Below are 22,795 nucleotides of genomic sequence, written 5' to 3' on the forward strand. Positions count from 1 at the left end.
TTTAAAACGTATAAAAATAACTGGCATAAAATGAAGAATTGTAGCGGACATTGGTTCTGTTTTCTTCTATTGTATTCGCATAGGAAGAATTTTTTGTCGTTTTGAAATTTTTATTTTGAGAAAAGGGAACTTTCACGCCAACTTCAAAGCCGTGGTGTTTGTAGAGATTGGTTCGCAATCCTGCATCAACCAAAGCTTGAAAATTCGTATAATTACCATTCCCTATCCAGCTATCAGCTCCCACACTCCCGCCACAAAAAAATCCAAAACTAATATTTGGAAAATCAAATACTTGCCAAAGCGTATCAGCCCCCACACCATAATTAAACATATGACTATGGCGATCCTTACCTTTTAAAGTACCAAAATCAGCATACCCATAATCCAAAAAAGCATAATAACGCAGACCAAACCATTTAGAATTTCCAAAAAATTGTTTGTATCCAAGCTTGATACCTGCACCATCTTCGGGCTTGGTTGTTTCCACTTTATTGGAAGTGGTTTCAGAAATGCCTTGAACTTGCGTTTTGCTCTCTTGAAAAAAGCTTGCTGAGCCAATTTGATAACTCACTCCCAAAAATAAACCGCTATTTTCGGCACAAAGGGGCATGGCCAAAGCCATCAATACCCCCCCCCCATAACAAAAAAAATTTTTTATCATTTATACTCATTTATTTTTATTCCTCAAAAAGTGTAGAGATAGCTCACATAAACAGAATAATTCCGTTGGACTTTTGTTGTATTGCTCATATCTGCGGTTATTATAGGTACTTCAGTAGGAATAGTATCATCTTTATCGTTAAAGATTTTATCTTGCAACAGTGGAACTTTCACGCCGACTTCAAAGCCGTGGTGTTTGTAGAGATTGGTTCGCAATCCTGCATCGATCGTAGCTTGAAAATTTACATACCCCACTTTTCCTTTTGGAAAAAATTTTTCTTGAAAATCCTTCCCATTGGCAATCCACGTATCAGCTCCTACACCAATGCCTGCAAAAATACCAAAACTTGCATTATCTTTATTGATAAAATTCCATAAAGTATCAATGCCTACACCATAGCTCAACATATGTGTGTAATAACTCTTATATGTAGGGTTATCTGGAGAAGAATCCAAATCGGGAATTATCTTGCCAAAATTCGCATACCCATAATCCAAAAAAGCATAATAACGCAGACCAAACCATTTAGAATTTCCAAAAAATTGTTTGTATCCAAGCTTGATACCTGCACCATTCATCATTGGATTCTTATTATATTTCTCGTGAATATCTTGATTAGGAATAGATGTGCCATTCATTTTCACAAGACCATCATACTTTTCATTCAAAGATGCTTGTCCGCCCTGATAACTCACGCCCACAAACACGCCACTATCTTCAGCTGCCAAAATTCCACTTAAAGCTACGGCACAAACGGCTCCGATCAATATCTTCTTCATCTATTTTTCCTTTTTGATAAATTTCAAATTATGATGAAGAATATTATATAACAATTTATTATGAATTAAAATAAAATTATTCTAAAATACAAAACCGTTTAATAAAATCAAAAAAAATTATCTTTTATACTGTCTGTATTTAAATTCTGTACGTCCTATCCCTAAGATATGCCCTCTCATAGCATCGTGGAGATGATTGATAAAAAATGGGGTTTGTAAATCCAACTTTTTGCAAGCGAGTGCATAAACATTCACAAGATAGTGATGATCCTTATCTGGTGGCATTGGACCGATATATTTACTGCAAGCAACATTAGAAGCGCGCTTTTGTGTCTCATCGCCATCCCCTCTGTAAAATCCCTGCGTCATAGAATTGACACCTTGAAGAATATTTTTATCTTCTCTTGAAGCATTTTCTTCAAGCACGTTTGAAGTAATATTTGCTACAACCCAATGCACAAAAATCTTCCCACACACGCTGCACGCATCATAATCAATCAATTCAAGCGCATAGCTATCAGCCCCAGCCACACTTTCCCAAGAGATTTTTGGAGAAAAATCAGGCAAGCCCTCATTATCCAAAAATCCTTTTGAAGCATTCCCGCCGTATTTAGGATCTAAAAACCCCTCTTTGTCCAATTCTAATTTAACTTCAAAAAATTGCATTTCACGCCTTTCTTTACATTGTATTGTTGTTTTCCCTGATGGAATAAAAGCATTTTAACATTATGATTTTTATGAAAAATAAATTTAAAGCCTTTTGTAGCCAAAGTAATCATAATCGCTGCGTGATATTTAAGGGATAAATTGAGGGGGTTTTACTCTCTAAAGGCTTATCCTTGCCTTATCATCCTGAAACCAAGCTGAAAAAATCGTGTTAATAAATCTCTTTGATAGCAACATTTCATCTGTAATAAAAATTATGTAAAATTCGCAATCATCGAAAATACATCAAAATAAAAAATATTGAAAATTTATCTATCTTCCTAAACTCAAGCCATTTTTTCCCACACACAACCTTGTGGCGTATCCATCAATCCAATCCCAATGCCTGCAAGTTCGTCTCTAATCTTATCAGCTAAAGCAAAGTCTTTATCTTTTTTTGCTTGATCTCGCAAGGATATTTGAGAAACTATCCAAGCCTTTTGTTCTTCACTCACCCCAAGTTGAAAATAATCTGAAGCTTTCTTCCCTCCGATGCCTAAAAGCCTATCGACAAAATCGATATTTCCTAGAACTTTTGCCTTAAATGCTTTATTCTTAGGATTTTTGTCCAATTCATCATTGGATGCCCCCATCATTTCTTCAAGCACACTCAATGTTTTAGAAATATTTAAATCATCGCTCATTGCTTCAAGCATAGCTGACTTAAATTTTTCATCAACCTCCCCTACCTCTCCCTCAACCCTTTTTTTAAGCCGGTAGAGCTTATCAAGACGCTTTTTACTCACCAATAAATCTTCTTCATTAAAATTTAAAATTGCCCGATAATGCGTCCCTAAGAGATAATTCCGCAAAATCTCTCCGTCATAAACTTTCAATGCATCTTTGATAAAAAAGCTATTTCCCAAGCTTTTGCTCATTTTTTCGCCATTAATATTGACAAAGCCGTTATGCATCCAATATTTAGAGATCTCCACATCAGTAGCACAACGGGTCTGAGAAGCCTCGTTTTCGTGGTGGGGAAATACAAGATCTGCACCCCCGCCGTGAATATCAATCCGATAAGGCTCACCAGCATAAGCCAAGCTATCCTCAATCATCGCAGAACATTCGATATGCCATCCCGGACGACCCTTTCCTAATGAGGTCTCATAACCAATATCATCTTTTCCTTTATAGGATTTCCATAAAACAAAATCTTTTTCATTCCGCTTTTCCTCATTTTCACCCACTCGACTAATATTGTTATCTTCTTGCGTACCTCGATGGCTAATGCTCCCATAAAGATTGTCTTTACTTACATCTAAATAAATATCTCCGTTGGAAGTCTTATAAGCGATTTGTTTATCTAAAAGCTTATGGATAAGCCCCACAATCGCTTCGAAATTTTCGCTTGCCTTAGGCTCTTTATCCGCTCGCTTCACACCCAAAGCTTCCATATCTTCCAAATACAATCTGATATAGTGCGAACTGAGTTCTTTAATATCAACATTTGTATCAAGAGCTTTTTTAATGATTTTATCATCAATATCAGTAAAATTTTTCACAAAAATCACTTCATAGCCACTGAGTTTTAATGTACGTACAAGCAAATCAAACGCAATGGAACTTCTAGCGTGTCCCAAATGAGCGTTATCATAAACTGTCGGACCGCAAACATAAATCCTTGCTTTCTTAGGGACTATCGGGACAAAATCCACTTTCTGTTTTTGTTTGGTATCATAAATCTTCATCATCGACCTTTTAACTGATATGAAAAAAATATAAAAAAGAATACAACGCCCCTACTTCGATAACCCCCATCAAAAATAGCGCAATCCAGCCTTTTGGATAAGCAATTATACTCCAAAAGTTACCAAGCCCGAATTCCTTGACACTAAGAATAAAAAGCATTATCCCGCTTAAGCTTCCTGCCAAAGCAAGTCCAGCAGACTCAAAATAACGCATTAGCACCAATGAACACGCTACCCCAAACAATAGCGAAATGGCTGAAATTTTAGCAGCCCTGCCTTGAAGCTTGTGTGCATAAAACCATAAAGAAAAAATCCTTGACAACCCAAAAGGCAACAAACCAATCATATACATTGCAAACACATTAGCCGAAGCTAAAGTATCACTCCTGTGAAAATTCCCGCTTTCAAACAAAAGCCACATAATCTCATTTTTAAGTATGATACCCCCGATAGAACACATCCAAAGCATCATAAACAAAAACCAAAAAGATTTTTTCATCTTATCTAAAGCGCGTTTTTCTTCTGAATTTTTGATTGCTTTGGCCACCATTGGAAAAAGAGCTGTCGAAATCGCTATGGCAAAAACTGCTAAAGGAAGCTGAAAAATCCGATTAGCATAATACAAATACGAAATACTCCCACTGACTAAAAATGAAGCAAGCATCGTGTCAATAAATGAAGCGATTTGAGCCGTAGAACTCCCTAAAATAGCCGGAAAAAACTGCTTAAAAAAAGCTTTCAAATCCTCTTTTGCCTTTAGAGCCAAATGCTTCGCGCCCTTCGGACACGAAAAAAAAATCCTCCAAAGATGTCTAAAACCCACACTGAAAAGCTTAAAAAAACCCCAACGATGCAACGGATAAAAATGCAATAAAATCTGCGCCACTCCCCCGCATAAAACCCCATAACTTAAAAAATACACAATCTGCATCGAATCTTTATCTCTTGCCAAATACAAAGCTCCGATCATACAGATATTAAGCAACGCGGTATTATAAGCACTGACCCAAAAGCTGTTTTTATACTGCAAAAGCGTGCCAAGAAATGTGACAATAAAGACAAGCTCAAGATACCAAAAATTAATCACTACAATCGGTTCAGCCAAGGCAATCATTTTTTCATCAAAACCATAAGCCAAAATTTTGGTCACAAATCCTGAAAATACCCAAACTCCAAAACTCAAGACTAAAAGAATAAAGGCAAACAAGATCAATGTACTCACGCTAAAAATGCCTTTTTTCTTGCTGGAAATAAAGCTTGGCAAAAAGCTTTGAGTAAAAGCACCCTCTCCAAATATGCGCCTGAAAAGATTAGGAAATTTAAAAGCCACAAAAAAGATATCGCTATACATTCCCGCACCTAAAATATGGGCAGTATATAAATCCCTCAAAAACCCGAAAATCCTTGAACACATAATCCCGCTACTATTGGTAAAAAATGCTTTCTTTAACAAAATATTCCTTTAAATTAAAGAGAAATTAATATTTAATCCTAATTGTTGTAAAATAATTCCGATATTTTACCAAACAACACTATTATTGGAGAATGTATGGACGCCCCGAATTTTATCCCGCAAGTGGTAAAAAATTGCGAAGACATCAACGAAGAGCTCCAGCAGTTCTCACTCGGATCAAAAATTGATGTAAAACATCTTTGGTTTGACGTTTTAAATGTCCATACAAACATCAAAATCCACGAAAAAGACGAATACCATATCATCACTGGAAACGAACTCATTCAATTTGAAAAAGACAGCTTCTATACCAAAGAAGATTTTTTTGTCTCTCAAAACTATGATATCAGAATCAAGCCTAAAACCAAAGACTACGGGCTCAAACTTGAGATTACACCTCAAGCAGACAAAATATACCTTTTGCTAGATAATCATTTCACAATTATTGATGATGAACATTTTTATGAAGAAATATTTAGCATTATTGATTCATTAATGGCACAAAACAAAATCATTTTCAGGCAACAATACGAACAGCGCGAAAATCTAAAAGTCCAATTTCAAGAATTTTCAAAGCAAGGAGGGTGCCCTCAAAAAATTCTTCTTAAGAGTGCTCCTGATTTCATACCCTACAAACCTGCAGAATTTAATTTTATCCTCAAAGAACAATGGGAAAAAAATGGAAGAAAAGCTCCGGAAAATTCTTTTTTTGGAGTAGGCGTTGATGAAATAATTGCTGAATACATCAAACCAGTTAAAGGAAAAAATGGGAGAAACCTCAAGGGTATCTACATAAAAACAGATACCAAAAATATAGAGCAAATGCCACCCATCACACATAATAAAAATTATGTCAAAAAAGAAGAAACCCCAGAAAAAATAATCTTTAGATCCCAAATCACAGCATATGTAAAAATTGACAATAACGCCATCACTTTCAACACAAACTATGAATTTGATACCATTAAAACCATCAACGCCCCAATGCTTTTAGGAGGTCTTAAAAGCGGAATTACACTAACCATAAAATCCGAAGATGAGTTTATCGATGCTATCAATGCAAATATGATTATTGAAGCCTCAAACATCAATGTTATTGGCAGTATCGGGGAAAACGTCGAACTTTGCGCACAAAAAATCTCTATTGAAGGTCAGACGCACCAAAGCAGCATTATACGCGCACAAGAAGCAAAAGTTACAACGCATAAAGGACAATTTTATGGCGAGAGTTTTGATGTAAAAAATCTTGATACGGGTTTTGTGCAATCTGATGAATGCACGATTGAAATCGCAAGCGGAAGCACAATCTTTGCTAAAAAAATTACGATTAAAAATCTAAAGTCAAACAATAAGCTACACTTTGCTAAAGAATGCAACCTCAAAGAAATACAAGGAGGCGAAAACAAATTTGTCATATCCGCATCTTCAGATATTAAAACAAAACAAACAATGGAATTTATCAACAAAAAAATATCTCTGTTAAAAACAAAAATGCACGAAATGATGAAAGAATATCAATTTTTAATGTCAAGTGCCAAAGAACATAAGCCTATCATTGACAAAATAAAAGTCGCCCCCAACCCAGCCAGACAAGCAATGCTCAATGAAAGCGATATTAAAAAAATCTATTATGATTTTATTGCCTGCCTTAAAAAGCTCAAAATTCTTAAAAAAGAGCTTCTAAAACTCCAAAACAATGTCAAAGATCTTAATCAAAGCCTATTTGAAATAGAAAATGAAACATTGGGGGCTAAAATACGCACTCAAACCGAATGGAAACTCGAAAACCAAATCGTCTATCATCGCGATTATCCTAGAGCAAGCGATGAAACACTGATTCTCAAAGATGGTGAAAACACCGATATTATGATCAATCCTTCGACAAAAAAAATAACAAAAATCAAATAAGGAAAAACAATGATTGCAGGAATGATTGGCATGATCCACAAACTTGAACCCACCCTTGCAGAATTTGACGTTGGTGGTATTATTTATGAAATCCATATTTCAACGAATGCAAGCTATGCCATCAGCACAAAAAAAGATCAAAAAATAAAGCTTTTAATCACACAAATCATTCGTGAGGACGCACATCTTTTATTTGGTTTTCTTGAAGAAATAGAAAAAATCACTTTTGAACGCCTGATTAAAATCAATGGCGTAGGACCCAAAGTAGCACTTGCAATTCTCTCAACTTATACGCCAACAACTTTCAGCCAAATCATTCAAGACAAAGACATCAAAGCTCTCCAACGCGTCCCAGGTATCGGAGCCAAAGGAGCGGGCAAAATTATGGTTGATCTTGCCGGTTTCTTTTCTGAACTAACAGAAGCTCGAAATGTCCCTGAAAAAGATGGTGCGCGCAATGATGCTTTTATGGCTTTGCAAAGTTTAGGATTTAAAAATACAGATATTTTAAAAGTTTTCAAATCCATCCAAAGTTCAAATACCCAAGAGATCATCAAAGAAGCCTTAAAACTACTCAAATAACCTTGAATGATTCTTCTTTATTAAAGCTACTCCTCTTGTCTTTTCTGAAAACAATTTTTTGCCAAATAAAATATTTTGTTATTATAAATGATAATTTATTTGATTTACTAAAAATTATCTTAAAAAAGCTAAAAATATCCCCTTGGTTTTTATTCTGAATCAAGAAAAATCAAATGCTAAAGGATAAGTCTTGTTGAGTAATACGACTTTGGAAAAACTTGCGGGGTTGAGGTGCAGTGGAACCGTTATGGCACACATTGCTATTTTTATCATTTTTATTTGGATAGGAGGGTTGAAGTTTGTAAATTACGAAGCAGAAGGAATAACGCCCTTTGTCGCAAATTCTCCTTTAAGTAGCTTTCTTTACAAAGATGCTAAAGACTATAAATTCCATAAAATTCCAGAAGGAACTGCTAATGAACAAAATGCGCAATGGCATCAGGAAAATAGGACTTATCTGGTTTCTTACGGTCTTGGCATTTTGATTATTACTTTTGGCACGCTGACTCTTTTAGGCATTATCTTTCCTTATTTGGGAATTATAGGAGGAACTCTTGTATTTTTAATGACATTAGTAACTCTTTCCTTTTTAGTCACTACGCCTGAAGCGTGGGTTCAGAATCTTGGCGGACCAAACTACGGATTTCCCTATCTTTCAGGAGCAGGACGCTTGGTTATTAAAGATTTGGCAATTTTAGCTTGCGCCTTAATCATTATAGGCAGTTGTGCGCAAAGAATCTTAAAATCAAGAAACTCTTCAAAAGCCTAAGTAAAATTTTCCCTCTTAATCTAGGAGGGAATCTGACTTTAGAATAAACATAAATCAATACTTCAGCTATTTAAACACCGTAATTTTTGATATAATTTCAGACATTGCAAGGAGTGCAACTTGTTAGACAAAATCCAAATCATTGGCGCGAAAGAAAATAATCTTAAAAATATCCACTTAGAAATTCCCAAAAACAAATTGATCGTATTTACTGGACTTAGCGGTTCAGGAAAATCCACTTTAGCCTTTGATACGCTTTATGCTGAAGGGCAAAGAAGGTATATCGAATCCCTCTCTAGCTATGCTAGACAATTCCTCGATAAAGTCGGCAAACCCAACGTAGATAAGATTGAAGGTTTAACCCCAGCCATTGCCATTGATCAAAAAACTACCAGCAAGAACCCCCGCTCCACCGTGGGAACGATTACTGAAATTTATGATTATTTAAGACTTCTTTACGCTAGAGTCGGCACACAACATTGCCATATTTGTGGTAAGCCAATCTCTCAAATGAGTCAAACAGATATCATCAATCAAATTCTTTCATTACCCCAAAACGCAAAAATCATTATCCTAGCCCCGCTCATCAAAGAGAAAAAAGGCAGTTTCAATGACAAAATCCTTTCATTGCGTCAAAAAGGCTATGTGCGGGCTTATATCGATGGGGTGATGGTTCGATTGGACGAAGAAATCAACTTATCTAAAACCAAAAAACACACGATAAAAGCTGTAATCGATAGAGTCAGTATTCACCAAGATAATCATTCTAGAATCGCTCAAGGCATAGAAAAAGCTTTAAAAGAAACTTATGGCGAAATAGAAGTGGAAATACTAAACGAAAAAGAGGGAGAGCATAACCAACTGATTCATTACAGCGAGCATTTAGCCTGTTTTGATTGCAAAATCAGTTTTGAACCTTTAGAGCCTTTGAGTTTTTCATTCAATTCGCCCAAAGGAGCTTGCGAAGATTGTGGGGGACTTGGGAGTAAATACAGCATTGACATCAAAAAAATTCTCAACAAATCTTTGCCACTCAACAAAGGTGGTATTAAAGTAATTTTTGGCTTTAACCGCAATTATTACGCCGAACTTTTTAATGGATTTTGTAAAAATAATAAAATAGATACGGATAAATCTTTTGAAGAACTCAAAGATTATGAACAAAATGCTTTGCTTTATGGAAACGGATCTGAAGTTACATTCACTTGGAAGAATTCCACCCTCAAACGACCTTGGAAAGGTATTATTCAAATCGCCTATGATATGTTTAAGGATGAAAAAGATTTGAGCGATTATATGAGTGAAAAACTTTGCGGGAGTTGCAAAGGTCATCGTCTCAAAGCTTCTTCTTTAAGTGTAAAGGTCGCAGGACTCGGGATTGGCGATGTGATTGATATGCCTATTGAAGAGACGTATGCATTCTTTAATGATGAAAAAAATTTTTCTTACCTCAACAAACAGCAACGCTTCATAGCTGACTCCATTCTAAAAGAAATCCGCGAAAGACTTTTTTTTCTCTATGATGTGGGGCTTGGGTATTTGAGTCTAGGTAGAGATGCTAGAACCATCAGCGGAGGTGAAAGCCAAAGAATCCGTATCGCTAGCCAAATCGGTAGTGGGCTTACAGGTGTAATGTATGTTTTAGATGAGCCTAGCATTGGACTACACGAGCGCGATACTCTCAAACTCATCAAAACACTTAGAAGCCTTCAGGAAAAAGGCAATACAGTGATTGTCGTCGAACACGACAAAGAAACGATTAAAAATGCTGATTTTATCGTAGATATCGGTCCAGGAGCTGGAAAAAACGGCGGAGAAGTCGTATTTGCAGGCACAATAAAAGCAATGCTTTCAAGCAATACGCAAACAGCTCAATATATCAGTGGGGTCAAATCCATTTCTTATCCCCACAACAGACCCCAAAAAAAATGGTTGGGCATCAAAAATGTTACGATCAATAACATTAAAAATCTAAGCCTTAAAATCCCATTGTCAAATTTTGTCTGCATTACAGGAGTGAGTGGGAGCGGAAAAAGCTCTCTGATCCTCCAAACTCTCTTGCCCGTCGCCCAAGAGCTTCTTAATAATGCTAGAAAAGTAAAAAAATGCGATGGAGTCGAAATCAGTGGTCTTGAAATGCTTGATAAAGTAATATATCTTGATCAAACCCCCATCGGTAGAACCCCTAGAAGCAATCCAGCCACTTATACAGGCGTGATGGATGATATTAGAATTTTATTCTCCGAAGTCAAAGAATCAAAGATTTTGGGCTATGGTGTGGGGCGTTTTAGTTTTAATGTCAAAGGTGGTCGTTGCGAAAAATGTCAAGGGGAAGGGGAAATAAAAATCGAAATGCATTTTTTACCTGATGTGATGGTTAAATGCGATGCGTGCAATGGCGCTAAATACAATCCTCAAACGCTTGAAATCAAATATAAAGGCAAATCCATTGCAGATGTTTTAAATATGAGTGTTGATGATGCCTGTGAATTTTTTGCCAAGATTCCAAAAATCTTCTCTAGACTAAAAACACTTCAAGATGTAGGTCTAGGATATATTACGCTTGGGCAAAATGCCGTGACCCTAAGCGGGGGTGAAGCCCAAAGAATCAAACTCGCCAAAGAACTCAGTCGTAAAGATACAGGAAAGACGCTTTATATTCTAGATGAACCGACTACAGGTTTGCATTTTGCGGATGTAGACAGACTCACAAAAGTCCTCCATCATCTTGTAGAGCTAGGAAATTCAATGATTGTAATCGAACACAATCTAGATATGATAAAAAATGCTGACTATATCATTGATATTGGACCTGAAGGTGGAGACAAAGGAGGAAAAATCGTAGATATGGGCACACCTTCTCAAATAGCAAAAAATTATCAAAAAACGCATAGTTATACAGGAAAATTCTTGAGTGAAGAGTTACAAGAAAAATGATCCCTCAAACCCTCTTAAAAATTACTGCCTATCTGCAAAAGCCTAATATGGATTAATTCTTTGCAATTTTTTCAAAATTTCAAACAGATAGTTTTTTATTAAAAGAAATTCGTAGTTTGCTTAACAATACAAATTTGGAAGAATTTGGTTTTGTCTGTGATGGCAAGTTTTTATTTTCGCAAAAAAGTTTGGAAAATTGTTTGCTTGGACAAAACTTTGCGCATTTTTGCTCTTTGAAAAAGATTGTTCTGCAATGATTTATTTTTGCACCGCAATGAGAAACATTGGGGTAGATTTAAACATTAATTTTTCAGTTTCATCCCAAATTTCTTGATAAAACTCCCTATCAAAAGCCAATATTTCAAAACCAATTGATTCAAGCACTTTTATATCCCATTGCGGGCGATGGATTTTGCTGAGCGGTAGGGATTTAGCAATTTCTTCCATTTTCTGAGAATTGGGGTAAGCATTTGTCATATGATCAGGGATTCCAAGCTTAGCAACCTCTTCCCTATTTTTTTCATAACGTTTTTTATGCTCTTGTTCATAAAGATGTAAATACCAATTTGCATCAAAATTCAGCATTCTCCCGCCTTTCTTCAGTACGCGATACCATTCTTGATAAGCCTTAAGCGGATCATTTAAATTCCAAGTCAGATTTCTTGAGACCACCAAATCAAAATACCCTTCTTCAAATGGAAGTTTTTGCGCATCTCCTTGAAAAAAATTGATACTTACCCCTTGTTTTGAAGCATTTTTTTTAGCTTCTTCAAGCATTTTTGGCGTATAATCCAAAGCACTCACATCCCCACCCAATTCTGAAAGCATAATTGAAAAGATTCCCGGACCACAACCGATATCAAGCACGCTGACTTTCTCAAAAGGCATCGGAGAATATTTTGAAAAAACAGCTTTCCATTTTTCCCTCTTCATACTCGCTAATTCTTCAAGATTGTCCTGCGCATAAGTCTTTGAACGATCGTTCCAATAATCTTGTATTTCTTCTAACATTTTGTGCCTTGTATTAAAATTTTATGCTTGTTTGTGCAAAGAAAGACGCTCCTGCAACTTGATAATAATCATAATATCTGTTGTTTGTAAAATTTAAAAAACTGATACTTAAATCAAAATTATTTTTCATCACATACCCTAATTTCGCGTCAAAATAAAGTTGTGTATCATAATATCCAAACGTATGTTTAAAAATCTTTGTATTTGTATCATCACTATAAGAGTCAGACTGGAAATTCCCAGCAATCGACCCATAAAACCCGTATTTAGCACCATAAAGCAAAGCAATATGGGCCATATGTTGCGGAGTATTTGGGATGAATTTTCCTTGCGTAGCGGGATTTGCAGAATTCTTAATAATTTTAGCATTCGTATAGGTGTAGCTTGCATTTAAAGTCAAAGCAGCACCCAATGGCTGTATATATCCTATCTCAACCCCATTTATACGCCCGTGTCCTGCATTTTTATTCTGGTAGGGATTAATATCTTTGCCATTCCCTGATCGATAAATCATATTATCAAGCTCAGTTTGAAAATAATAGACTTTTAACAGACCTCCAAAAAAAGTATTAATATCCCCACCCACATCAAAAGAAATACCTTTTTCGGGTTTCAAATTAGGATTGTCAAGCCACTTTTGGGTCGCTGTGCTAATCCTAAAAATCTCTCTAAGAGTAGGCACGCGAAAAGCAGTCCCTGCGGAAGCTTTAAAAATCACTCTATCCCAAAGATTATAATTGATGGAAGCCTTTGGAGATACACTATTTTGAACAATATTTCCAACCAAACTTCGTTGCGCATTCACTTGAGTATAATTGTCAAAATTTTCCCAATAATCATAACGCAACCCCAAAGTTGTGTTTAAATTAGATGTCCAATTGCTATCAAGCTGGACAAATCCCGCTGCCAAAAATGCCCTGCCTCCAAAAGCATTTTGCAATCCTAAATCGTAATCTCTTACCCGCCAATCACTCAATCCGTAATTAAGCTGTTCTAACCACATATAACGCCCTTGTAATGCCGCAGTCAAGATCTGTGTGTCAAATGTTTTAGTATAGATGAGATCCAAATAGTTACTAGAAGTATAAATATCTTGAGAATATCCCCTACCCCCCGCCAAATTCGGAGCTGGAACAGAAGAGGTGGAGGCATCAAGCCAATAACTGTAAAGATTTACACTTGAAAAAACAGCCTTCAATGTCGAATCATCACTAAATGTATGCGTGTGGGAGATGGAACCTATATAGTGTGTATAGCTCCCAATTCCTGCATAACCGCTCCCCACAAATGGATTGTAATCTTGGTTGCCGTATACGGGTTGCCCTTGAGCGTTTTTCAAAGTTGTTTTAGGATTTACAAAATTATAATGATGATTGGAAATAGAAGCCATAACACCAGTCGTATCATTGTCACTCCAATCATACTCCATCTTCACTCTTCCATCATTCAAAACATATTCCCTTCTTCCAGCATCTCCAGCAATATAGTTGCCTGCTTTATCGACAAAAAAACCAGTAATACCACTACCACTCAGTTTTGAAAAATCAGCCTGATTTCCAAAAGCTGGCACGCTGGGGTATCCTCCTGAACTTGTGAAGCCATAGCTCGCTTTAATGCGTAATCTTTTATCTAAAAACGCATCTCCTAGACTCACATATCCTCTAGTCAAATTCATATCCGCCTCACGTTTTTTAAATGCATTGCCATATCCCAAAAGTGCCATACTTTCAAACTTTGTGGGCATAGAAGTGATAAAATTTACCACGCCTCCAATCGCTCCGGTTCCATACAGACTTGAAAAAGGTCCGCGTACTACCTCCACCCGCTCAATATCATAAAGAGAAAGCTCATCAAGAATCCGATTTTCTCCTTCCAAATCACTCAATATCACCCCATCAAGCATTACCAAAGTTCCCTTACTGATCCCGCGTATTGTAATGGCAGGACGCGGATTAAGCCCTGCGTCATTGAGAATATGAATCCCTTCATAATTTTTAATAAAATCATTTACTTTTTGAGGGCTTCTTTCTTTCATTTCTTCAGAAGTGACCACGCTCACATTTCCAGGAGCCTTATCGGTAGTAGTCTCCATACGTGTAGCTGTACTCACCTGCCTATTAAGCAGATAACTTTTTGTATCTTCTCCATAGCTTCCTGCAACAAGACCTAAAAATAACATAAATAATCTGCCGGTTCTATTCATTACAACCTCTTTATTATTTTTATATTGGAAATATTATTCACAAAGACATTGATTATACTTAAGAATTTATGAAAAATAAGAACTGTAAAAAAATTTCCACATTTTCAAAGCTATATGTTACTTTTTATCATCTTTTCATTATTTGTCATTTATCTCATTTGCCAAAAAACATAATGGCTTACAACCATCAATACTCGTAATCTTTTTCACTCTTTATTTTAAATCGCTTCGATACGAGTTGCATTGCAAAAATTCAAGCAATCAAAATGATAATGCCAATATCCATTCTCAAGAATAAAAAATACTATAAACGGCTGCTGAAATGGTCAATAAACCAAAAATAAGAATGAATAAATTTTCCAAAGGTCTTTTGTATTTTCTTAACGCATCAAATCTATAAATCGCATATAAAGGCATAATGAATAATATGATTGCCAACACCGGCCCGACGATATTATCAATGATATTTAGAATTTGGGGGTTTGCATAAGCTACCAACCAAGAAACGATAAAAGTGAAGACGATAGTAATTTTTTTAGCAGTTTTTAGTGGAATTTTACCACTAGAAATCTGAAACAAAATTCGATTAAAACCTTCTTGAGCGCCCAAATAATGCCCGAAAAATGACTTACCCATCGCAATAAAAGCAATAAGTGGTGCTGCATAAACTAAAATCGGAGCAATCGCCTTAACAATCGGATTTTGAAATCTTCCTGCAATATTTGCAAGCAAAGATAATATAGATATGTTTTGATCCTGTGCTGTGATAAAATCATCATAACTCAAACACATCATAAAAGAAAAGACAAAAAACATCACGCTTACAATCATTAAAACATTGCTTGCACCAATAATGCGAGAGCTTTTTTGATCGGCCATATCCCCGTATTTTTCCTTAGTATAGACAGCCAAAGAAGAAATAATAGGGGAATGATTAAAAGCAAAAACCATTACAGGCAACATCAACCAAAGCTTTTTAAGGTCTTGATGCCAAGAAAAATCAACATTATTAAATAAATTTAAATTCCACTCAGGTATCAAAGAAATCGCAATCAACATCAAAACTATGATAAAAGGAAAAACTAAAGTACTCATAACCCTAACAATGAACTCTTGCCCAAAGCTTACAATCAAAACCAAAATCCCAACTAAAATAAAAGCCAATAACAAACGATTAGGGGATTGTAAATCCATCTGATGGATAATAAAACTCTCAAGCGTATTTGTAATCCCAACGCTATAAATAAGCAAGATGGGAAAAATAGCGCAAAAATACAAAAGTGTAATCACCATTCCTCCAGCTTTACCAAAATATTCTTGCGCGACTGCAGTAATATCATCAGAACTTACCGAAGAAGACAATACAAAACGACACAAAGCACGATGAGCAAAAAAAGTAATCGGGAATGCCAATACAAGCATCATTATCAAAGGAATAAGACCACCTGCGCCTGTTTTTATCGGCAAAAACAAAACACCTGCGCCAATGGCAGTTCCATAAAGGCTCAATACCCATAAAAAATCATTCTTGCTCATCCCTATCCTTAGCTTGTTATTTAGAGTGTTATAGTGAATTGATTATATACAAAACAATGTTGCAATTTGAAATATATCCATCAAAATATTTCGATAAAGTAACAAAAAGAAACACATAATGAAGTTATTATTTAAATATGGGTTAATTTAGGACATTTTAGTTTAAAGATTAATCATATAATCCAAAAATTTGAATGAAATATAAGGAAATAATATGAGCAATCTAAATATATTTAAAATAGGGGTTGGTCCCTCCTCTTCACATACTTTAGGACCAATGCTTGCAGGGAACTTATTTTGCCAAAAAATTAGGAATAAATTGGAAAAAATCACAAAAATACAAGTTTGCTTTTATGGATCTTTATCCCTCACAGGCAAAGGGCATTTAAGCGATAGAGCCATCATTTGGGGATTAAGCGGATTAGAAGCGAAAAATCTCGATACTTTGACCCAAGAAACCACGATCGCCAAAGCACTCAAAGACAAAAAACTTCTCTTGTGCGGGCAAAAAGAAATTGATTTTAATTACGAAAAAGACCTTCTATTTTCAAAACAATTCCTTCTTTTACACGAAAATGGACTGACACTAAAAGCGATTGATTCAAATGGAAACATATTAGATGAAGAAACCTACTATTCTGTTGGAGGGGGATTTGTCAAAACACAGCAAGAATTACAAAAAATCAAGGAAAATGGTATAGAAAAAGAAGAAAATCCTGATCTCAAAATTATTTTCAATCATTCCAAAGACATTCTTGATTTTTGCCATAAGCAAGGTAAAAATTTGATTCAAGCCTCCCTTGAATACGAACTCCAGTTTAATACTCTTGAACATATCAATCGCTATTGCTTAGAAATATGGACAACAATGCAAGAAGTGTATCACAATGGTATCCATCCTAAAAATAACACATTGCCTGGAAAACTCAAGCTCCACAGAAGAGCACCTGGTCTCTTCAGTAGATTGCAAGCCACAACCGACCCGCTTGGAATCATTGATTTCATTTCTCTATATGCCATCGCTATAGCTGAAGAGAATGCAAGTGGTGCAAAAGTCATCACCGCTCCTACAAATGGGGCTTGTGCAGTTAATCCAGCCGTTTTATTGTATCTGAAAAACCATACCGTAGGTTTTAGCGATCAAAAAGCAGTGGATTTTTTACTTGCAGCAATGCTCATCGGTTCTCTTTACAAAAAAAATGCGAGCATTAGCGGTGCTGAAGCGGGTTGTCAAGCTGAAATCGGAGTGGCAAGCTCAATGGCTGCTGCTGCTATGGCCTCTGTTCTTGGAGCTGATGCTTTTATCGCTTCCAATGCAGCTGAAATCGCTATGGAACATCATTTGGGACTAACTTGCGATCCTGTAGGAGGTCTTGTCCAAATCCCTTGCATTGAAAGAAATGCCTTTGGAGCTATCAAAGCCATTATGGCAGCAAGAATGGCAATGAGCCGTAAAAGCGCTCCAAAAGTAACGCTTGATGAAGTCATTTTGACAATGTATAACACCGGAAAAGATATGAATCTCAAATATAAAGAAACTTCACTTGGAGGATTGGCAACAACATTATCAAGCATTTGTTAAAAACTATTGCCGTCTTTGATGGGTGATACCATAAACCTGATTGCGAAATTCAAAGACAGGATCAATGGGAGCTTGGACACCTTCAGGGAGTATGCCAGGCAAAAATACATCGAGATTACACGAATTGCCTTTAAATTTGTCCAACTCTAATGTGCCTAAAAAAATCTTTCTATTTGTATTTTCCCAAGGTATGCTAATATCATCAAGCACATCTTTAGGATTAGCCAAAACTAAATACATATAATACTTCACGCTACCTTTTTTAAGATCTTCTTGAAATCTTTTTTCTAAAAAGTTATCGCCTGCTTTCTTTGCTTCTTTATCAGAAAGCTCAATGATTCCTGCGTGGGGAACAAAAATAATCTTTGCATTCATTATCTTTGCATCTGCCCCTAAAATTTTATAAACGTGTTGGGTATTAAATTGCACATTAGCAAGACTTAAAGGCACTCCAAGTGTCTTCCCATAGTCCAAAAATCGTCGCACACTTGGGTATTTTCCAGCAAGTACCTCTAAATTTTTCTTATCAGGATCAGAAACAGCTTTCAAAAATTCCACAATCACATCAGGAGTTTTTCCTGCATTAATCACAGTGTTTAACATCGCTAAATCCCAATAATCTTTCCCATTAGTCAATTTAAGTGCCAAACCATGAACACTAAATCGATCACTTGCATTTGGATTTCCTCCACCTGTGGAAAATCTTGCAACAACTTTACTTTTTGTGTTCAATAAAGGGATTTTTACAAATTCATCTATGTCTTTTCGAGGGTCAAAGTGACCTGCGATACAAAATCCTTTAGTATGATTGACTTTTTTATGGGGATAATTTTTATCTCCAAACCTCTGATAAAAAAAATCCGCTGCTTCCTGAGGGGTAAGGGTTTCTTGAGCAAAAAGTACTCCCATCATCAACCCTAAAGATAATAATATGCATTTTGTTGTCATTTGGTTGTTCCTGCTAAATTTAAAAGATTAGATTATAGCAAAATCTTATGTAAGCAGGAAAAACCAAAGCTTGCCGATAGAGTAACTCATTATAGAAAAAATAATTTTGTCAATACAAAAACAATTTAAGATTTTCTAAAAAAACTTGCTTGCGATTTGAACATAAAATGAAGCTCCCATTGTCTTATAATAATCATAATATTGGGCATTGGTAAAATTCAAAAAGCTAAGCGAAAGTGAGGTTTTATTATGGAATTCATACCCGATTTTAGCATCAAATGTCGCTCGCGGATCGACTGAACCAAAAGTATGGCTAGGAGTTTTTGTGTTTTTTATGTTTGTGTAAGCTCCTGATTGTACATTCATTTGCAAAGAACCATAAAATCCTTCCCTATCCTCTCCCCCATACAATAATGCCAAATGCCCCATATGTTGTGGGATAAAAGCAATATAATGCCCGTTTGTAGAAGGATCAGCATTATTTTTAATCACTCGGGCGTTGGTAAAAGTATAATTAGCCATCAAGGACAAATCCCCATAAATTTTCTGATCAACTTCAAGTTCAACCCCATTAATGCGTTCGTGTCCGCCGTTAATATTTTTATAAGGATCATCAACAGTCCCTGAACCATTTTTATAAATAGCATTATACATTTCAGTCTGATAGTAATATGCCTTAAAAAGCCCGCCATAAGCATTTCCTTGTTCAATCCCAAGATCAAACTCTAAGCCATATTCTGGAGAAAGAAGCGGGTTACTCTCTTGATAATCCCCGCTATGGGCGTGTGCATACATCTCTCTTGTATTGGGCGCACGAAATGCCAACCCGATGGAACCTTTCAACACAGTATATTTATAAGGCTTGTAATTGAGTGCAAATTTTGGAGAGGGAAAGAATTTTTTCGTATCGGGCAAAACCTGTCTGCTTGGATCAGTAGAAGTTTTATCCATCGTAGTCATATTATAAGTCTGCCAATAATCCAATCTCAATCCCAAATTGGTGCTAAAAATATCGCTCCATTTACTCGTAAATTGTGTCCAAGCTGCAATCGTCCAAGCACTGCTTTTATCTTGTCTGTAAAGACCGGTATAGGTCTTCCAAAAATCTCTCTGCGTCCAATTACCCACATAATTCCTATCGTTAGAAGCACTCATCATCCTACCTTGAAAACCTACCATTAAAGTATGTTTATCTGAAAGTTTATTTTGATAAATCACATCTAAATAATTACTGCTCGCAGCATTATCCAAAGACTCCCCAGGACCACCAAAAATACTCGTATTGCTATTAGAAGCATTTCCATCAGCAAAATGTGAAACCAAATCCACACTAGAAATCGTGGTAGTGAGTGAAGAATCATCATCAAAATAGTGTTTATGAGAAATTGAAGCGATGTAGTTTTGTTCAAACCGAAATCCTGACCAACCAATCCCATAAAAAGGGCTGTAAAAATTATTGGGAGTAGTGCCGGTACTGATTTTACCGCCATAAACAGGCTGATTATTTGCATCTCTTAAATCTGTTTTGACAGAATTTTGATTTTCATTAATCGTAGACATATTAAACGTCAAACTCGTAGTATCTTTATCTGCCCAATCATATTCTGCTTTGATATGGACATTATTTGTCAAATATCCCGTGCGACCCACATTGCCTACATTCTCTCCTGTTGCAGGAGTATGTCCATTAACCGTAATATTATCAGCTGTATCAAATGTTTTTTTCATTAATGCAGGCACACGTGCATACCCATCGCTTGTTGTAAATCCATAGCTTGCTTTTACACGCAAACGTTTATCAAAGAAAGCATCTCCTATGCTGAAATACCCGCGAACTCTATTTTGTTCTGCACCCCCATTGACAATTTCATTGCCATAACCCAACTCCGCTTTTGATTCAAGTTTTGTAGGCATTGAAGTGATAAAGTTGATAACACCCCCTATCCCGCCGGTTCCATACAAACTACTAAAAGGACCGCGAACAACTTCTATTTTTTCAATATCCATACTTGAAATTGATTGAATAATGCGCATTTCTCCTTCTAAATCATTCAAAATTACTCCATCTAGCATTACAAGCGTCCCATAAGGGATTCCTCGCATAAAGACTTGGGGTCTTCCGTTATAGCCTGCATCTTTATCCACCTTTATGCCTGCCATTACCCGCATCATATCACTCAACTGCTGGGATGTCCTGTCTTTGATTTCTTTATGATCCATCACAGTAACATTACCTGGTGCCTCTGAAATCAAAGTGGGGGTTCGCGTAGAGGTTGTAACAATCTTGTTAAGTTCGTAATCTTTGGTCTCATCTCCAAAAACTGAATAAAAACTGCCTGTCAAAAACAACATCAGTGAAACTGAAATAAAATGTCTCTTCCTTTGGACCATTTGCATTATCTCCTGAAAAATTTTATTACTAATTTTTATATAGTAATATTATTGACATTTTATTCATTATTTCTTAATACTTTATTAAAAATTAATATATTTTAATAGAATGGATATGAGAAATCAAAATTTAAACTTCTTCCCAAATCCCAATTAAAACTAAAAAGAAATGATAAAACCGCTGATAAAAATTACCAAAATGATTATAGGAATGGCGTACTTGACATATTTATACCAAATCCCAACCAATTTTGCATTTGCAGAATTTCCGTTTTTAAGCTCTTTGATTGCGTCTTCTCTAAGCACCCATCCTACAAAAATACTCGCCCCCAAAGCCGTCAAAACAAATAAAATATTCCCACTGATAAAATCAAAAGCATCAAAAATATTTTTTCCAAAAATTTTAACCTCACTCCAAGGACCATAAGTCAAAATACAAGGAATATTCCCGAAAATAAAAATCATCCCCAAAACAAAAGCAATCGCGTTTTGACGCCTCCATTTGAGTTTTTCAACAATTGCAGTGATAATAACTTCATAGATGGGCAAAGAAGTAGTTAGTGCTGCCACAATCAGAAGTAAAAAAAACACAATTCCAAAAGCATTCCCAAAATGCATATGCGAAAACACGATCGGAAGAGTTTTAAAAACCAAAGAAGGCCCAGAATCTGGATTCAAACCAAAGCTAAAAAGCGAAGGAAAAATCATAAATCCCGCCATAATTGCAATAAAAGTATTTAAAACCCCTGTCATTGCAGCCGTTTTTATCAAGTCTTCATTCTTATCCAGATAAGAAGAAAGCGTGATCATCACTCCAAACCCCAAAGACAAAGCAAAAAATACTTGCCCTAAAACTAAAATAAAGAGCTTGGGTGTGATCTTGGTAAAATCAGGCGTAAGGTAAAATTTTACCCCCTCCATTGCTCCAGGCATTGTAAGATTACGAATCACCATCGCCATCAAACATAAGAAAAGCAAAGGCATCAGATATTTCATCGAACGCTCAATCCCATCAATAATCCCCCTAGATAAAATCAACCAATTCAGTGCGACAAAAATAAAAGTAAAAATGCCTATCTCTAAAGGAGCTTGCTCAATATGTGTGGAATAAAAAAGTGAGGTTATTTCTTTATTTATAGGAGCAGAAAGATTCAAAGTGCCATTAAGAATATTCACGATATAAGAGATGACCCATCCCCCAAGCACCATATAATAAGCCAAAATACCAAAAGAACCTGCCAAACCCATATAACCGATAATTTTCCAATATTTAGAAATCTTTTTCTCTTCTACAAACCCGCCAAAAGCATCTACAGAATTCATATGGGCACGTCTCCCAATCACATTTTCTACCAAAATAACTGGTATGCCCACAACAATCATTGCAATGATAAAAACCAATACATAAGCCCCACCTCCGTTTTCTCCAACTAAATAAGGAAACCGCCAAGTTGCTCCAAACCCTACCGTAGCTCCTGCTACCGTTAAAATATAGGTAAGACGACTTGACCAAAGCTGTCTTTTTTGCATCTGATCTCCTTTTTATTTAAATTGATTGAAAAGTTCTTTAGACTTTAAAGATTATCTAGAAAAATTGGCAACTTTTATTAAGTTTAAAATACAAATAGCAATCCAAAAT

16 protein-coding genes are annotated in these 22,795 nt (G+C 35.9%); 5 read left to right on the forward strand and 11 right to left on the reverse strand.

Translation table 11 applies throughout. From position 1 onward, the window contains the following. Position 1 precedes the first annotated feature (1 nt). The 5 genes from BKH41_RS07555 to murJ form a co-directional block, all read right to left on the reverse strand. The gene (locus BKH41_RS07555; protein ID WP_095298620.1) at positions 2 to 661 is read right to left on the reverse strand and encodes an outer membrane protein; all 660 of its coding nucleotides are present in this window, start codon (positions 659 to 661) and stop codon (positions 2 to 4) included. Positions 662 to 684: 23 nt separating this feature from the next. Continuing rightward, entirely contained in the window at positions 685 to 1,440 is a 756-nt protein-coding gene (locus BKH41_RS07560) for an outer membrane protein (RefSeq protein ID WP_095298622.1), read from the reverse strand. Positions 1,441 to 1,557: 117 nt separating this feature from the next. After that, positions 1,558 to 2,106, reverse strand: coding sequence for a YbhB/YbcL family Raf kinase inhibitor-like protein (locus BKH41_RS07565; RefSeq protein WP_095298624.1), 549 nt, complete (start codon positions 2,104 to 2,106; stop codon positions 1,558 to 1,560). A 326-nt stretch (positions 2,107 to 2,432) separates the two neighbouring features. Next, entirely contained in the window at positions 2,433 to 3,836 is a 1,404-nt protein-coding gene (gene cysS, locus BKH41_RS07570) for a cysteine--tRNA ligase (protein WP_095298626.1), read from the reverse strand. Positions 3,837 to 3,846: 10 nt separating this feature from the next. Beyond that, entirely contained in the window at positions 3,847 to 5,289 is a 1,443-nt protein-coding gene (gene murJ, locus BKH41_RS07575) for a murein biosynthesis integral membrane protein MurJ (RefSeq protein ID WP_095298628.1), read from the reverse strand. 96 nt (positions 5,290 to 5,385) lie between these two features. On the opposite strand from murJ, the gene BKH41_RS07580 reads away from it, so the two are divergent. The 4 genes from BKH41_RS07580 to uvrA all read left to right on the forward strand — a co-directional run bounded on the left by BKH41_RS07580 (position 5,386) and on the right by uvrA (position 11,485). After that, entirely contained in the window at positions 5,386 to 7,197 is a 1,812-nt protein-coding gene (locus tag BKH41_RS07580) for a FapA family protein (protein WP_095298630.1), read from the forward strand. Positions 7,198 to 7,206: 9 nt separating this feature from the next. Then, positions 7,207 to 7,779: a Holliday junction branch migration protein RuvA gene (gene ruvA / locus BKH41_RS07585; RefSeq protein WP_095298632.1), complete on the forward strand. Its 573-nt coding sequence runs from the start codon at positions 7,207 to 7,209 to the stop codon at positions 7,777 to 7,779. Positions 7,780 to 8,026: 247 nt separating this feature from the next. Then, complete coding sequence (locus BKH41_RS07590; protein ID WP_095298726.1) at positions 8,027 to 8,548, forward strand: DUF417 family protein; 522 nt, start codon at positions 8,027 to 8,029, stop codon at positions 8,546 to 8,548. A 120-nt stretch (positions 8,549 to 8,668) separates the two neighbouring features. Further along, complete coding sequence (gene uvrA / locus BKH41_RS07595; protein WP_095298634.1) at positions 8,669 to 11,485, forward strand: excinuclease ABC subunit UvrA; 2,817 nt, start codon at positions 8,669 to 8,671, stop codon at positions 11,483 to 11,485. Between the two features lie 258 nt (positions 11,486 to 11,743). Here the strand turns inward: uvrA and BKH41_RS07600 are convergent, their stop codons facing one another. The 3 genes from BKH41_RS07600 to BKH41_RS07610 form a co-directional block, all read right to left on the reverse strand. Continuing rightward, positions 11,744 to 12,496, reverse strand: a complete 753-nt coding sequence (locus BKH41_RS07600) for a class I SAM-dependent methyltransferase (RefSeq protein WP_095298636.1) — start codon at positions 12,494 to 12,496, stop codon at positions 11,744 to 11,746. Positions 12,497 to 12,509: 13 nt separating this feature from the next. After that, entirely contained in the window at positions 12,510 to 14,699 is a 2,190-nt protein-coding gene (locus tag BKH41_RS07605) for a TonB-dependent receptor (RefSeq protein ID WP_095298638.1), read from the reverse strand. Positions 14,700 to 14,987: 288 nt separating this feature from the next. Next, positions 14,988 to 16,235, reverse strand: a complete 1,248-nt coding sequence (locus BKH41_RS07610) for an aromatic amino acid transport family protein (protein WP_095298640.1) — start codon at positions 16,233 to 16,235, stop codon at positions 14,988 to 14,990. A 214-nt stretch (positions 16,236 to 16,449) separates the two neighbouring features. On the opposite strand from BKH41_RS07610, the gene BKH41_RS07615 reads away from it, so the two are divergent. Continuing rightward, positions 16,450 to 17,817, forward strand: coding sequence for an L-serine ammonia-lyase (locus BKH41_RS07615; protein ID WP_095298642.1), 1,368 nt, complete (start codon positions 16,450 to 16,452; stop codon positions 17,815 to 17,817). Positions 17,818 to 17,820: 3 nt separating this feature from the next. Here the strand turns inward: BKH41_RS07615 and BKH41_RS07620 are convergent, their stop codons facing one another. The 3 genes from BKH41_RS07620 to BKH41_RS07630 form a co-directional block, all read right to left on the reverse strand. Next, a complete protein-coding gene (locus BKH41_RS07620; RefSeq protein WP_095298644.1) occupies positions 17,821 to 18,765 on the reverse strand; it encodes a catalase in 945 nt (314 codons plus the stop codon). A gap of 135 nt (positions 18,766 to 18,900) precedes the next feature. Continuing rightward, positions 18,901 to 21,162 (reverse strand): TonB-dependent receptor, encoded by a 2,262-nt coding sequence (locus BKH41_RS07625; RefSeq protein WP_095298646.1) that lies wholly within the window; start codon positions 21,160 to 21,162, stop codon positions 18,901 to 18,903. Positions 21,163 to 21,315: 153 nt separating this feature from the next. After that, a complete protein-coding gene (locus BKH41_RS07630; protein ID WP_095298648.1) occupies positions 21,316 to 22,686 on the reverse strand; it encodes a sodium-dependent transporter in 1,371 nt (456 codons plus the stop codon). Between the last annotated feature and the right edge of the window lie 109 nt (positions 22,687 to 22,795).

It is taken from the genome of Helicobacter sp. 12S02232-10, assembly GCF_002272895.1.
In the GTDB taxonomy this organism is placed as follows: Bacteria; Campylobacterota; Campylobacteria; order Campylobacterales; family Helicobacteraceae; genus Helicobacter_J.